Source organism: Myroides odoratimimus (assembly GCF_038039805.1).
Taxonomy (GTDB): domain Bacteria; phylum Bacteroidota; class Bacteroidia; order Flavobacteriales; family Flavobacteriaceae; genus Flavobacterium; species Flavobacterium odoratimimum_B.
Genome location: NZ_JBBPHK010000030.1, coordinates 1 through 15,412, shown reverse-complemented (window position 1 = coordinate 15,412; position 15,412 = coordinate 1). Strand labels below are relative to the sequence as shown.

The 15,412-nt window shown below is 32.5% G+C and carries 11 protein-coding genes; 3 read left to right on the top strand and 8 right to left on the bottom strand.

Translation table 11 applies throughout. From position 1 onward, the window contains the following. Positions 1-639 precede the first annotated feature (639 nt). On the top strand, positions 640-1,704 hold the full coding sequence (locus AABL85_RS15885; protein ID WP_286414915.1) for a 2,3-butanediol dehydrogenase: 1,065 nt from the start codon (positions 640-642) through the stop codon (positions 1,702-1,704). Positions 1,705-2,074: 370 nt separating this feature from the next. Here the strand turns inward: AABL85_RS15885 and AABL85_RS15880 are convergent, their stop codons facing one another. Further along, on the bottom strand, positions 2,075-2,842 hold the full coding sequence (locus AABL85_RS15880) for an XRE family transcriptional regulator (protein ID WP_341310785.1): 768 nt from the start codon (positions 2,840-2,842) through the stop codon (positions 2,075-2,077). Between AABL85_RS15880 and dinB the strand changes: the two genes are divergently transcribed. Together dinB and AABL85_RS15870 are read left to right on the top strand one after the other, a co-directional pair. Further along, positions 2,843-4,081, top strand: a complete 1,239-nt coding sequence (gene dinB / locus AABL85_RS15875; RefSeq protein WP_286414912.1) for a DNA polymerase IV — start codon at positions 2,843-2,845, stop codon at positions 4,079-4,081. Positions 4,082-4,250: 169 nt separating this feature from the next. Continuing rightward, complete coding sequence (locus tag AABL85_RS15870; RefSeq protein WP_341310784.1) at positions 4,251-7,307, top strand: DNA polymerase III subunit alpha; 3,057 nt, start codon at positions 4,251-4,253, stop codon at positions 7,305-7,307. A gap of 45 nt (positions 7,308-7,352) precedes the next feature. Here the strand turns inward: AABL85_RS15870 and AABL85_RS15865 are convergent, their stop codons facing one another. The 7 genes from AABL85_RS15865 to AABL85_RS15835 all read right to left on the bottom strand — a co-directional run bounded on the left by AABL85_RS15865 (position 7,353) and on the right by AABL85_RS15835 (position 14,793). Continuing rightward, positions 7,353-8,663: a DEAD/DEAH box helicase gene (locus AABL85_RS15865; RefSeq protein ID WP_286414909.1), complete on the bottom strand. Its 1,311-nt coding sequence runs from the start codon at positions 8,661-8,663 to the stop codon at positions 7,353-7,355. A gap of 199 nt (positions 8,664-8,862) precedes the next feature. Continuing rightward, the gene (locus tag AABL85_RS15860) at positions 8,863-10,542 is read right to left on the bottom strand and encodes a S41 family peptidase (protein WP_341310783.1); all 1,680 of its coding nucleotides are present in this window, start codon (positions 10,540-10,542) and stop codon (positions 8,863-8,865) included. A 14-nt stretch (positions 10,543-10,556) separates the two neighbouring features. After that, positions 10,557-11,288, bottom strand: coding sequence for a porin family protein (locus AABL85_RS15855; RefSeq protein WP_286419539.1), 732 nt, complete (start codon positions 11,286-11,288; stop codon positions 10,557-10,559). A gap of 484 nt (positions 11,289-11,772) precedes the next feature. Next, positions 11,773-11,898 carry a phage integrase SAM-like domain-containing protein gene (locus AABL85_RS15850; RefSeq protein ID WP_286414906.1) on the bottom strand — a complete coding sequence of 42 codons (126 nt, stop codon included), beginning with the start codon at positions 11,896-11,898 and terminating at the stop codon, positions 11,773-11,775. An 879-nt stretch (positions 11,899-12,777) separates the two neighbouring features. Beyond that, on the bottom strand, positions 12,778-13,515 hold the full coding sequence (locus AABL85_RS15845; protein ID WP_341310782.1) for an adenylate/guanylate cyclase domain-containing protein: 738 nt from the start codon (positions 13,513-13,515) through the stop codon (positions 12,778-12,780). Further along, positions 13,516-14,025: a hypothetical protein gene (locus tag AABL85_RS15840; protein WP_341310781.1), complete on the bottom strand. Its 510-nt coding sequence runs from the start codon at positions 14,023-14,025 to the stop codon at positions 13,516-13,518. Between the two features lie 27 nt (positions 14,026-14,052). Beyond that, positions 14,053-14,793, bottom strand: coding sequence for an adenylate/guanylate cyclase domain-containing protein (locus AABL85_RS15835; protein WP_341310780.1), 741 nt, complete (start codon positions 14,791-14,793; stop codon positions 14,053-14,055). Positions 14,794-15,412: the final 619 nt, after the last annotated feature.

Here is a 15,412-nt window from a genome sequence, read left to right as displayed (position 1 = left end):
TCTTTATTTCTGTTCAAAATGATGATAATCAAATCCTACCGCTACCCCCTTTATTTATGTCATTTTTCATTTTATTTCATTTTTCAATTCGTGGATAATTCCTGAATAATAGCAGGTACATTCTTCGACTAATATTTCTGTAGTCCACTATATATGAGGAAGTGTCCACTAATCGTCGAACAGCTGAGGGTGAAGGTAGATGGTATATAGGCTGAAGGTATAAATAGAATATGAAAATAGTTGATAAAAAACAGCTAAACAACTACATACCAACTAATTAAAAATTTAGTTAGGATAAAAAAATGAAACACATTTTTTACCTGACAATCCTTATTATTACTAATAAGAAGATTAAAAGAAAAAAAACAAAGGAAAAAAGAATAAGATTAGCATACATTTTACTAGTCTTATTCATTTATAAAAAAAAATGAAGGTCTTTTTTTTAGTTAAATTTTAAACACAGATACTTAACAAACTATATTATCTCTCCCATTTTAGAAGTTATAACTCTAAAAACACTTACAATCTTAAAACGATAACACAATATTGATTAATAATTAACACCCAATTCATAGTAGGAAACGGATATTTTCTAGTTTTCTCAGTATATTTGAGTGAAACATAAAAAAGAATATTATCATGAGTACAATGAAAGCAGCACGCTGGTATGCAGCCAAAGATATTAGAGTAGAACAAACAGAAATCCCTACACCTGCTAAGGGACAGGTAAAAGTAGCAGTCCAATATGCGGGTATCTGTGGATCAGACTTACACGAATATGTACACGGGCCACAATTAATTCCATTAGACAAACCATATCCATTAAATGGCCATCAAGGGGTAACTACCTTAGGACATGAATTTTCAGGTATCGTTGAAGAATTAGGAGAAGGTGTGAAAAATATTAAAGTAGGTGACCGCGTAGTAATTGAGCCTATTTATAAAAACTTTGATAGTCCATTTGTAGCTTCTGGAGAATACAATTTAGGAGAACACTTAGGTTTCATCGGATTAGCTGGTAATGGTGGATTCGCTAAATATGTAGTAGTAGAAGATTATATGATTCACAAAATTCCTGATACGATGTCTTTTGAACAAGGTGCTTTAGTAGAACCTGCTGCAGTAGCTGTATACTCAGTACTACAGAGTGGTCTAAAAGTAGGACAAACAGTATTAGTATCTGGTGCTGGCCCTATCGGACTATTATGTGCTCAAGCGGCATTAGCAGCTGGTGCGTCTACTGTAATCGTAACAGATGTAGCAGAGAAACGTCTAGAAAAAGCTAAAGAAATCGGAGCTACTCACGTATTCAATGCTATGGAAGCAGACCTTCCTGCTAAGATAAAAGCTTTGACTGGTGGGCTAGGAGTTAATGTATTCTTAGACTGTGCAGGTGTACAAGCTTCTTATAATACAGGTATTGCTTCTACTCGTAATGGAGGTACTGCTGTATTAGTCGCTTTATTCGGAAAACCAGTTCAACATGATGCTTTAGATCAAGTATTAAGAGAAATCACTGTAAAAGGGGTTATCGCCTATAGAAATATCTTCCCAGAAGTGATTAACTTAATTGATTCTGGTCGTATGGAAGTAGAAAAATTGGTAACGAATAAAATCAGTTTAGACGAGATTGTAACAAATGGTTTTGAAGCCTTAGTAAGCAATCCAGAACAAGTTAAAATTCTTATTGATATCAATAGATAATTTTCGTTTACACTTAACTGTTAATAATTTACAGTTTATGATATTACATACAGTATAAGGTGCTATGTACTATGATGACTGTGTTATTAGGTAGATCATTTTATCCCTAATCTATTGTAGACAATTCTACTAATAAAAATAAAAGCCATTACTTTTAATAGAGTAATGGCTTTTGCTTTAGTGTATGGTAAACAGTAATCTGTTTACAGTTGACACTCTACAGTTGACAGTATTGTCTATGGCATAAGGTGATATGCGCTAGGCTGGGCGTATAGTAGTCATCCCTACTGTTGTGCGTCAATAGCATATATATAACATTATAGGCAAGTCTGAATAATTCGCAATTTGAAATTCGTAATTATTTAGCTGTCTACTTTACTTTCTTAATGACCTCTCCTAGCATATGTCTAATCTCTTGGAACATCGCCTTAGTATCTGGTTCTCCTAGATCTTCTGGTTTAAACTCTTCTGTAGCAATACTACTCGCATACTCCCAGATCTCTAATACGTCATACGCCTTGATTCGATAAGGCTCATAAAAGGTATTGTCTGAGTGTAACTCTAGTGTCTCTTCATCTATGCGATATACCCGTTTATACACTACCCCTTCATTTGCTGTAATAATGATATAAGTATGTCCATTTCGGGTATAATCTAGACGCTCAATGTAACTACCAATAATAAAAGACCCCTCTTGATGTGGAGGCATAGAATCTCCTTCTATGGGAAAGGCTCTATACTTTCCTTCTTTTAAAAAAGGGAGTGATATCTGATCTAGATTTTGAATAAATTCAGGATCTGCATATCCTGTCAAGTATCCTGCTCTAGCCTTATGAGGAATAATTTCGATAAAGTTATTACCATGAGGGTCAACCATAATAGGTAGTAGAATACGATTGTCCTCAAGCTTTAGTAAATCTTGCATAGGAACTTTGCGCAGATCAACAGAAATCATCAAATCTACACTGACATGAAAGAAACGCGAAATACGCAATAATACTTCTAAAGGTGGCTCAGAGGCTCCTTCTTCATACTTTGAATAACGTGCACGAGTTATCATTAACTCATCAGCCACCTTTTGTTGAGACATAGTCTTCTGGGCACGTAAATACCTTATATTATCTGATAAAAACGACATTTGCTATTATTTATAGCATCAAATATACATATAATTGCTAACATAGATAGTAATTTCGTACAAGATTTTTTAATTATTTCTATTATGGAAAGGGCGATTGCACATTTAGATTTAGACACCTTTTTTGTGTCTTGTGAGCGTTTAATAGATTCTTCTCTCAATGGATTACCTATCATTATAGGTGGTGGAGATCGTGGGGTGGTGTCTAGCTGCTCTTATGAAGCAAGGCAGTTCGGAGTGCGATCTGCCATGCCGATTCGTATGGCAACTAGGCTATGTCCTCAGGCTATCATCAGAAAAGGAGATATGCAATTATACTCAAAAATGTCTCACTTAGTGACTGATATTATTACAGAGAAAGCTCCTGTCATGGAAAAGGCAAGTATAGATGAGTTCTATCTCGACCTGACAGGTATGGACAAATTCTTTGGGGCTGCACTCTGGATTAAAGAATTAACACAAACTATTCAACAAGAATCTGGATTACCTCTGAGCTATGCCTTATCAATCAATAAAACAGTCTCTAAAATAGGAACAGGAGAAGCTAAACCTAAAGGAGCACTTAACATTACAGCTCCTGAAGTACGCCCCTTTCTCAATCCGCTCTCTATACGAAAAATACCTATGTTAGGAGAAGTTAGTTATACCTTACTCTCTCGCATTGGTATTCGGAATATACAAACGCTGTCTGAAATGCCGTATCAAATACTCCAAAAATTGCTGGGTAAAAATGGAATAGATTTATGGAAAAAAGCAAATGGAATAGACCTCACCCCCGTAGAACCCTATAGAGAGAGGAAGTCTATTTCGTCAGAGCACACTTTTGAGCAAGATACCATAGACGTTCCTATGCTCAAAGCTATCTTTACAGGTATGGTAGAAAAACTTGCTTATCAACTTCGGTCTGAAGAATGGCTTACCTCTATCATTACTGTCAAAATACGCTATACTAATTTTGATACAGAGACTAAACAAACTAGAATAGCCTATACATCTGCAGATCATACCTTGATTCATATTGTACACGAATTATTTGATAAGGTATTCCAAAGAAGAATGCGTCTTCGTCTCATTGGTATTCAATTCAGTGGACTTGTACGTGGAACATATCAAATGAATTTATTTGAAGATACTGAAGAAATGATGGCTCTCTATCAAGCGATGGATAGAATGAAAAAGCGTTATGGAATAAATGCTGTAGCAAGGTGTTCAGGCGCTTTTTTAAAAACAAGAGAATAGTGAGAGTCCCTTTTAGGGAATTGAGAATTAGGAATTAGGAATTTTTGGCTACGCCCTTCAGTATGTATATCACGTTATATCGGCACATCATCACAGGGGCAAGCATTAAGAAAGTGCCTAGCCGGCGTGCAAGGGCATTCATCACAACATCACAACATCACAAAAAAAAATGCTATTAAACTGCCATTCATATTATAGTTTGCGCTATGGGACTATTCCTATACAGCGCCTTGTACAATTAGGTGAACAACATCATATAAGTACAATGGCTCTTACTGACATCAATAACCTCAGTGGGGTATATGAGTTTATGACTGCTTGTAAAGCTAAGTCCATCAAGCCCGTTATAGGAACAGAAATTAGAACAGAAAATGAATTACACTATATTCTACTCGCTAAGAATCAAGAAGGATTTAGTGAAATAGGTCAATTCTTAACAATTATAAATCAAGGAAATACAACAATCTCCTCTTCTGCTCCAGACTTTCAAAATTGTTTTGTAATCTATCCTTTCTCATCTGTATCTCATTCATTAAAAGAATGGGAATATATCGGCGTAAGAAGTAATCAACTTTCTTTACTCTATGCTGAGAAATGGAAACCCTTAATGAACAAGCTAATCGCACTACATACAGTTAATCATCTCAACGAAGAAGAATATAAATTACACTGTATTTTACGAGCTATAGATAAAAACACCTTACTCTCTAAATTGTCAGAGAAAGATTGTGCTTCCCCAAACGACTACTTTAAGACTGAAAACCACTTAATAGCTGAATTTAATACTTATCCCACACTTGTAGAAAACACAAAACAATTACTAAATGAATGTAACTATTCTTTTTGTTTTAAAATTCCTAGAAATAAAAAGTATTATACTGAAGATAAAATTAGCGATCAAAATCTATTACAAAAACTAGCCAATGAAGGTATGATCAAAATATATGGTCCAGATCATATACAAGCCAAAGAAAGATTAGCTAAAGAACTTAGCGTTATCGATCAACTCAACTTTGAGGGATATTTCTTAATCACTTGGGATATTATTCAATATAGTAATAGCAAAGGCTATATGCACATCGGCCGTGGTAGTGGTGCGAATAGCATAGTAGGGTACTGCTTAGGCATTACCAATGTATGCCCTTTAGAGTTAGACTTATACTTCGAACGTTTTTTAAATCAGAATAGAAAGTCTCCACCAGATTTTGATATTGACTGGTCTTGGAATCAGCGAGATGATATACTTCAATACATTTTCACTCGATATGGAAAGGATTGTGTCGCTTTTTGTGGGGCTGTATCTACTTTTAAATATCGTTCTATTATTCGAGAAATAGGAAAAGTATATGGATTATCTAAGAATGAATTAGATACACTAACGCGTAACCCTATAGAATGTCATGAGAAGAATAGTATCGTATCTCTCATTCATCAATATGGGCAACTATTAGAAGGATTTCCTAATCAACGTACTATGCACGCTTGTGGTATCTTAATTTCTGAAGAGCCTATCACCACCTATACCGCATTAGATTTCCCTCCTAAAGGATTCCCTGTTGTACAATTTGATATGCATACTGCTGAAGATATCGGTTTTGACAAGTTTGATATTCTCAGCCAACGCGGTATTGGTCATATAAATGAAGCTACTGAGCTCATTCTTCAAAATCAAGGTATAGAAGTGGATATTCGAAACATTTCTTTATCTAAGGATGAAGAATTGTGTAATCAACAGCTAAAATCAGGTAATACCATTGGTTGTTTTTATATAGAAAGTCCTGCTATGCGTGGTTTATTAAGAAGACTACAATGTGATAATTACAAGGTTTTAGTAGCTGCTTCTTCAATTATTCGCCCAGGTGTAGCACAGAGTGGAATGATGCAAGAATATATATATCGTCATAATCATCCTAATGAATTTGAATACTTTCATCCTGTATTTAAAGAACAATTAGGCGAAACCTATGGCATCATGGTCTATCAAGAAGATGTGATCAAAATAGCGTTACACTATGGTGGATTGCCTGCTACTGATGGAGATATTCTACGTAGAGCTATGAGTGGTAAAAGTCGTTCATTAGCAGGATTACAGGCTGTGAAAGATAGATTCTTTGAATATTGTGATCACAAAGGACATCCAAGAGTACTAAGTGAAGAAATTTACAGACAGATAGAATCATTCGCTGGGTATTCTTTTTGTAAAGCACACTCTGCGTCTTATGCTATAGAAAGTTATCAAAGTTTATATCTCAAAACTTATTATCCATTAGAATTTATAACAGCAGTCATTAACAATGAAGGAGGCTTCTACCGTACAGAAGTTTATATACACGAGGCTGCCATGTCAGGCGCGAATGTATTACCTCCCTGCATTAATTCTAGCGAACTCCAGACTACTTTAATAGGTAAAGATTTATTCTTAGGGCTAAAACTTATCGAAGGGTTAAATATAGAATTGCTTAAAGCTATTCTAAAAGAGAGAAAAGAAAATGGCAAATATGAATCTCTTTTCGACTTTATCCAACGCATTCCAATAGCTATAGAGTCGTTACAAAAACTGATATTTATAGGCGCTTTTCAATCCTTTGGCAAACAAAAGAATGAGTTACTAATTCAAGCTAAACTACTCTTGAGCAAAAGAGAACTAACTCCTACACTTACATTATTACAAGAGCCCATACAAGAATATACCTTCCCTACCTTAAAGCGCTCTGTATATGAAGATGCATTTGATGAGTTGGAGTTATTAGGTTTTCCTATTTCTTGTATGCCTTTTGACCTATTAAAAACGAAGTTCAGAGGAGATGTAATGGTCTGTGATTTATTACACTATCACAAAAAAACAGTAAGAATGCTAGGCTACTTAATTGCTCGTAAGCATGTGCCTACTTCTAGAGGGAGTATGTACTTCGGTACTTGGATAGATGCAAATGGTCATTACTTTGACACTGTACACTTCCCTGATAGTTTAGAAGAGTATCCATTTGCTGGTGGCGGATGTTATTTACTATTAGGAACTGTCGAAGTAGAATATCACTTCCCTAATATACAGATTTTAAAAATGGCCAGATTGCCTTTTATTACTGATCCTCGCTACCACTATGACGATGAACACAATCAAACCACAGAATCAAAGGTTAGAGAAGATGTAAGTCTTACACATCGCCAGCCCTATCCTAAAGCTTCTGAGATCAATCTTCCACGCCATAGAATGAAATTTACTTAAAAAAAATGCTTTGATACTATTACCTATATCAAAGCATTTTTTTAGCTAGTCTCTAGCAATCTCTATTTTGACCCTTTTATTTTTTAGTCTTGTATCTACAAGTGCTGTCAATAAAGCCTTTACTTTCTTAGTATTTACAGCTACGAAAGCCTGTGTATCACGCACATCTATCACTCCTATATCCTCTTTCGTTAGGCCCCCAGTCTTAATTAGATACCCTACAATATCCCCTTTGTTCACTTTATCTTTCTTACCTGCACTAATATAGATAGTTTTAAAGTCTGTTTTATTATCAATAGTATAATTTCCTTCAAGATCTTCTATTGGCATATCTGGATTGATAAATTCAATATTTTCGTCACGTGTAATCATCACATAAGCCTTACCAGATGCTTTCATACGCGCAGTACGTCCATTACGGTGAATAAACGCATCTTCCTTAGGTGGTATCTGATAGTGAATCACATGTCCTATCTCAGGAATATCAAGTCCTCTAGCTGCTAAATCTGTAGCAATAAGAATATGACAACTCTTATTTCTAAACTTCATGATAGCACGCTCACGATCTTCTTGTAACATTCCTCCATGAAAAGCACTGTTAGCCACTCCTTTCTTAGTCAATGTCTCACTAATACGAGTTACTGCATCACGATGGTTGCAGAAAATAAGAATAGTATCTTTTCCTATCTTCCCGATAAGTTTAATTACAGTTTCTAATTTCTCTTCTGCAGTAGAGATAACCTGACTAAAAGTTAAATCAGGCATTACTTCTGTCTTCTTTAAAAAATGGATACGCTCAGGATTCTCTATACCTGTAAACTCAGGAATCTTCTTTAAAGCAGTAGCTGATGTAAGCATTCTGAAAGAAATATGTTCAAACGAATTTATAATATAATCCATATCTGTCTGAAACCCCATTTCTAAAGCTTTATCAAACTCGTCCACTACATAACTAGTCACTGTCTCTGTATTAAAAGAGAATTCTTCTATGTGAAAAGCAACTCTCCCTGGTGTTCCCACTAATACCGCAGGTGGCGTACTAAAATTCTTTATTTCTGTTTTAGTAGAATGTCCTCCATAACAAGAGTTAATCTTAAATGGTGTTCCCATTTTCTTAAATACTGATTCTATCTGTAGAGCAAGCTCTCTAGTTGGCACTAATATAACTGCTTGTACTCCTTTGACAGTAGGGTCTAACTTCTCTAATAAAGGCATTAAGAATGCCACTGTCTTTCCTGAGCCAGTAGGTGAAAGAAGAATGATATTAGGATTCTTCTGAGCTGCATCAAATGCTTTAATTTGCATTTCATTTAATGCTTCAATATTTAAGTTTTTAAGTATTTCTGCTTTATTCATGAAGCAAAGGTAGTTTTTCTAGTTTATTTATTATACTCAGTTCACTTAATTTTATCTAAGAAAAACAGATCCCTTCTCTACGTTATATCACGCATTTATCCCAATCTAAAAAACAATTAACTATCTAATACTTATGCGACAATAAAAAAAGCCCCAAAAAGATAATTCTTATTTGAGGCTTTTTTATTTTACTTAATTATTATTTAGAACTTAAATACTTAATTGCTTCATTTACAACTCTATCCACAAAATTAAGAGAAGTCATTTCTTCCAACTCACTATCTGTAGGTGGAGTTACATAAATATTTGGTTTAACACCAACTCCTTCTACTACTACCCCATCAGCATCTTTCATTGCTAATAATGGCATATAGAATGTTAATTTACCTTCTGCAATCTCATCTCTAGTTCCTCCGTTAAAATCATCTACTGTACCTAAACCAGCTGTCGCTCCCGCACTGTAATCACCAACACTAACAACTTGATTTCCTTGAGATTTTAACATCATTGTAGTTATCTCAGACATACTCGCACTATTTTTATCTGTTAAGATAGCAATAGGAATATCCTTTGGGATTCCAAAATTATGAGGTTTAGTCTTAGCTTCTACCCATGGAGTATAGTTAAATCTACCATTTCCTTCTCTTGTTCTTTGGTATGCAAAAACGGCGTTTTTAGTAATAAAACGATCTGAAATAAAACGTGCATCTACAACAGCCCCACCACCATTAGAACGTAAATCAATTATAATTTTCTTGATTTCTCCTGTATGTAATGGGTTTAAGAATTTTTGATAAAACTCTCCTCTTGTTAAAACTTGACTTAGAGCTCTTGTTAACTCAGGGAAATTATATCCAAAATTAACGTGATTATTCATAAGACTAATAAAAGCACCTACATAATCAGCTGTATGAGCATTATATAAAGCTCCATACGGAGTGATTACATCATATTTAGGTAATGCATTATATTCTCTTAACGCATTTTGAGCTGATAGCATTAATTCATTGCTTACTATTTCTGTCTGATTAAACTTAACTACCTCTTCCATAAATGCTTTATAAGCATTAGACTCAGAATATGCATTATATTCTTTTAGTAAATCAAAGGTTACTTGTTTAATAGCATTACGCATATTAACATCTTTAATAGCTTTTAGTTCTTCTCTAGCTTCTAAAATGTCCTCAGTTAATAATAAAGCATTACCTTTTCCTGGATTTAAATATTTGTCTGCTAAAGTAATTTTAAAATTATTAGTTACAGCAAACTGGCTAAAAGACAAATAGTAAATATCTGGATTAGAAATCAAATTTCCAGCAATAATACCTAAACCAGATCTATTAGACATAAAAGCATTACCATCTACTCTATTTTTCATATAGCCATATTTCTCTGCAAATGGATATACATTAGGAGTATCTTCATCAAGCATTCCACCATAAAAAGTAACTGTTCTAATTATGCTCTTATTTGTTGCAGGGAACTGAATTTTTACAGAGAAATGGCGATCAATTAACGGATGCATAATCTCTTTGAAATATTGAGAGGCTGCTAAGTAATCTTCATTTATTTGCCCGTCATCCTCATTAGGTCTACCATAAGTCTGTAGAGCTGCAAATTTAGGATAGTATGTCTTATATACATTATCCCAGTCTAAACCACCTTGATCCTTCTGCTCATAGAAGTAATTATACTGTTGATCCATTGTTTTCCAAAAAACTTCAAAAAGATCTGCATACGAATTAATATCGTTTGCTGTAAACCTTCTAGGATCAGTAATTGTAATATCATCAGAAGAACATGAATTCAAAACTGTTAGAGATGATAATGATAGTATAGATAAACTAAATATTGTTATTTTTCTTTTTATTCTTTTCATCGTATGTGATTTTATTAAAATTTATATGCAGCTCCTATAGAAATCATATGTGAATCTCTAGTGCTCTTTTTATTTCCAGGGCTGTCATACTTATAAGTATCTGTTAAACCATAAAGATAATTATAACCTAAATACACATCTATTTTATCAATTGCATAACCTACTTGTACTTGTCCTTGTAATCCCATAGATAGTCTACGTAATTGATTTTCATTTTTCTTAAAATCGTACTTTTCAGAAACAGTAGTATAATTAAATGATCCATCAGCTTGTAACTCTGAGAATACAGGATACTGACCTTTTGTTTTCATTTTTGCCCAATACTCTGTATAAATTCCCCCAGCTACTTTAGCCCAAACACCATTTGTTTTATATGGGTTATTTAAAATATATCCCCCTACTAATAATGGTACTGAAATAAAATCGTTACTATACTTAGAATACCATCCTTCACGAGAACCAGTTCTCTCAAATTCATAATTTCTTTGTAGATAAGAAACTCCTGTAGATACAAATAAAGTTTTCCATACATTCATTTCTGCAGAAACATTAACACCAAAACCTCCACGAGAATTATACTTGGAGTCGACTAAATTCGAAATATTAGCATCTAATGAGGTATTAGTATACCCTAAATCGATTCCTACTTTGAATCGGTTTTCTTTTTGTTCATTTTGCGCATAGAGACTCATGCTAAACATTGAAAGAACAATAGCTGTGAAGCTACTTAGTTTTTTTGAAATCATAAATTATTATTTATTTAGTTAATCAAAAATACACAAAAATAACAAACATTTAAAAAAAATTTAACTTAAAGTTAAAATAAATAATTACAAATAAACAACTGAAATAGAAAAAATATTAAATAAATAACACTAATATAACATATTTTATAAGTTATAAAAATTACAACTTTAGATTATATTATAGATTTTAAATTAATTTGTACTAACAATAGTGCAGAAAAAAGTACTCAGACACCTATAATATACAGTAGTTATAGCATCATTTTTAAATTAGGAGTACATTAATTCTTCTAACATAGAGGATTAGATGTTATGAACTATTCTTACATTAGGTAATCTCTCATTAGTAAATTCTTTGTTTTCTAAAATTGATAGTTCTTGTTTACTTAAAGGTTTCTTATTGAGCTTCGTCTTTTTAGGTTTGTAGTGTGCAAAAGGATTAGAAGAAATAATTCCCTTAGCAACTGCTCGTAGAACAACCTTCTTAAAGTTTGAGACATACCATAGCTGTGTTATTAAAACATGCTCTAACGGTCTTTAAATAGTGCTCATAGCCAATTACAAACTCATAATTGAATTCTCTAAACTCTATATCTTCTTTACCATACACATAACGGATATATTCTCTAACATGAGATTTTGCAATTATGTATCTTTCATTTATACCTATAGTATACGCTCTAGGTACACATTTAGAGATTTCATTATTATGTTTTGAAGGCTCACTAAGACTATTCCCTTACTGATTTTTTTATCTTGGATATGATTCTAGTTTTGCTACGTTGAAAGGTGTGCATCACTTAGATATTTATTTATGCACCGAATCAAGAATGTTTTGCATCTGATTCATTTGTTTGGAGGGTGCATACTAGGTGCACAAGTACATAAAAAAAGCCCAATAACTAGTGTTATCGGGCTTTTCAGCGGAGAAAGAGGGTTAGTCTCTTTTACTTTGTATGTCTTATAAATAGGGATGTTCACTTTTTTGAATTGTAGTAAGCACCTTATTCCGAAAGTTTTATGCTATGATTGGAATCATTTGATTCGATGTCAAATATACTGTTTAATATTGATTTTGAGATAATAATCAGTATATTTATAGAGACTTTTAAAGTGGTACCATTTGACTGAAATAGGTGGAGTGACCCAACCGAAATACCCAAATTAGCAAGGATCTGACTCATTTGTCTATTTATCGTTGCTCTATGCAAAGTAAAGTCTGTGAATTTTTCTAAAGTATCAACAGAATTTGACAATAAAGCAAAAACTAAAATTCACTAAATTTTTCTAGTTCTTAAAGATTTTCCTTTTAAAGTTAATCGATGTGCAGAAGCTGTCAATCTGTCAAGATTATTACTTTCTAAGAATGAATAAATATCAATTGCTTTAGTTTTTTGTGATGTACTTAGGTCGATTTTATTAAATAAAACGTACTTTATAGACATCGTTTAATTTCTAATTTTAGTTAATGAGATATACAAAACCATTTTTATACTCTCCAAAAATAACTAGTATAATAGAAATATTCATTCTTTCCATTATATGTAAAAATTCCACGCGTCCACATATCTACCTTTTCTTCTTGTCCCCATGCATTTGTTTTCGTGTGATATTTTGCCCAATCTAAAAGGTTGGAATATACATATCCAGATATCGCAATATGATAAGGAGCTTTACTAGCATCTCCTAAAACTGTAGATTTGTTTACAGGATTACCAATCCAAAAGATATCTCTATTATGTTCTCCCCCTATTCCGACTTTTGTACATAAAATTTCACCATGATCAATTCCTATTCCAAAATCTAATTTTGAATACTTTTTTAGGAGTTCATTTATACCTCCTTGCGAATTATCAATCATATATTTTATTTCCATTGCACACCTAACAGCTGTAGACAGAGTAAACCTCAAGTTTCCTTCAAAAAAGATTAATGTACTATCACCATTAAAACTTCTTACATTTCCATTGTGACTATTTGCTATCTTTACTATGGTATGAAAAAAGGCCATATGTAATTTTCCAACAGTAGTTTTATTATGGGTATTTAATACATTAGTTGAACCACGAAGATCAATAAATAATGAAGATCCTTTGAATTTTAATCCTGTGTTACCAAAAGTCAATTTTTGGTCATCAATTTTTGGAATATAAGTAACATCAGTTACAGTAAATTTCTCATCAAGTATTGCCTTTACTTTTGATTTTATATCGTCTTTTAATGCCATTTATAATAAGTTTGATAGTAAAATAAATATGATTGAGGTTACAACCAATACAAATAACCAAGAAAAAGATTTTTTTAGATTTTTATTTTTTTTGGTTAAAATCTTAGCAATTTCTATTTTTTGGTCTAGAATATCTTTAAGCATATCATCTTCCTTGATATCACTATATTTTTCCTTTAATTTTTCTGTGTTCACAGCAATATGCTCAAAATAAAAAGTTGAGCATGAATCAGATTCGTAGTTTGTCGCAAAGCGAGGTCTTAATATTTCGAAAATAGTAAAATATAGGATAATGAATAAAATTACTATTGAGATCAAACCAAAAATAAATGTAGCAAAACTTAAACAGGATAAATTGTCAATAGCAATTGTTTGATTTTCAAAACACTTAACTATCGAATTAAAAATTAAACCAACAATAATAAGAATTGCTCCTGCTTTTTGATCAGCAAATTTAATTAAGTCTTGAATATTTTTAAATGACTCTAAAGTATAAGTTATTTTTTCCATAAGCTGTCTTTTTGTATTAATAAAGAATTATTTTTGTTTCATAGCTAACCACTGATCCATATCTACACGTATAATAGTGCCATAATAATAATCTTCAGGCGATTTTTCAAACATATCTTGATATAAGCTACCTAAATCATTATCATACCCTTCAAGAGCATTATATGTATCATTATCAATAACGAGACCATATTGGACATCTTTATTTGCTTTGGAACATAGTTTACTAGCCCTATTTACCACTTGTCCCATATAAATTATATCATTGATACCACTTCCCTTAAACCCAGCTTTTATCATCAAAGCCCTTCCTTTTGAAATGCCAATCCCTGTTTTAATTTGATCAATTTTTTTATTCTCCAGTTTATAATTTAAAAAATGAATCAATGATTGACTCGTGTAAGCTGCTGAAAAAACTTTTAAAACATCAATTTTAGTATTTGCTTCAAAAATCGCCCAAACACTATCTCCAACGATATTAATTTCTTTACATTCTTGGTAACTTTGAAAAATTGCAACAATCTCTGAAATATATGCTCTATATATCTTTGCAAGAGTAGGTCTTTGATATTTATCTGGTAGTTTAGAAGATTCTCTAATATCAATAAATATTGAATAGCAATCAATGTAATAGCCATTTTTATAGGTTAAGCTTTCAGAATTAGGTACTACACTTACTTTTTCAAAAACTTCTGTAGAATCTATAATTTCTTCAAGTCTGCCATAGCTTTCTACATATTTATAAGGAATATTACTTTTTACTTTCATTAGAGTTTATTTGTTAAAATAGGTTTTGTCTTTTTAAATCAATAGACATGAAAAGTTCTATTAGGCTAATTTACTTAAATAAAAGACATAAAAGAAAAACAACTTTACATTCTTGGGGGTAAAATTAGGTATTATGTTTATAAGCTTTTGATAATCAAGATGGATTAAGGAGAAGGATTATAGATCCCAAACAGGGTATATTGATACAAAGAAAAACTAATCCCTCGTTACACTTGGCATTGCGATTTTTTATTTCCAAAAAGCACTCACAAAACTAGAATTTTGTAACATAAGCACCTCATTCTTAACTACTCACTCAATAAAAATACTTACCAAGCAATCTTATTACGAATAGCAAAACTATCTAAACTAAAATTGTTTACATAATGTACATAGTGAAATAATATTTTTTCAAACATAGCATAATTTTCTTAATCTATATTTTGGAAATCCGTAAACTCCTCAATATTTTGAGTCTATCTACTATTTAAACAAAAAACTATCGACTTTGGAGTAGTTTTCCAGCCCTCTGCAAGAGCAAGTCGTTTTGAAAGCTCGAATATCAATTTCGAGTGCCTCAAAACATAACTTGCTGTTACTTTTGCAGTAACTTATTTAG

What these genes read in the sequence shown, in the direction of transcription:
- AABL85_RS15870 (WP_341310784.1), top strand. Translation starts at nt 4,251, where the DNA reads ATGCTATTAAACTGCCATTCATATTATAGTTTGCGCTATGGGACTATT.
- AABL85_RS15885 (WP_286414915.1), top strand. Translation starts at nt 640, where the DNA reads ATGAGTACAATGAAAGCAGCACGCTGGTATGCAGCCAAAGATATTAGA.
- AABL85_RS15865 (WP_286414909.1), bottom strand. Translation starts at nt 8,663, where the DNA reads ATGAATAAAGCAGAAATACTTAAAAACTTAAATATTGAAGCATTAAAT.
- AABL85_RS15835 (WP_341310780.1), bottom strand. Translation starts at nt 14,793, where the DNA reads ATGAAAGTAAAAAGTAATATTCCTTATAAATATGTAGAAAGCTATGGC.
- AABL85_RS15845 (WP_341310782.1), bottom strand. Translation starts at nt 13,515, where the DNA reads ATGGCATTAAAAGACGATATAAAATCAAAAGTAAAGGCAATACTTGAT.
- AABL85_RS15855 (WP_286419539.1), bottom strand. Translation starts at nt 11,288, where the DNA reads ATGATTTCAAAAAAACTAAGTAGCTTCACAGCTATTGTTCTTTCAATG.
- AABL85_RS15860 (WP_341310783.1), bottom strand. Translation starts at nt 10,542, where the DNA reads ATGAAAAGAATAAAAAGAAAAATAACAATATTTAGTTTATCTATACTA.
- AABL85_RS15880 (WP_341310785.1), bottom strand. Translation starts at nt 2,842, where the DNA reads ATGTCGTTTTTATCAGATAATATAAGGTATTTACGTGCCCAGAAGACT.
- AABL85_RS15840 (WP_341310781.1), bottom strand. Translation starts at nt 14,025, where the DNA reads ATGGAAAAAATAACTTATACTTTAGAGTCATTTAAAAATATTCAAGAC.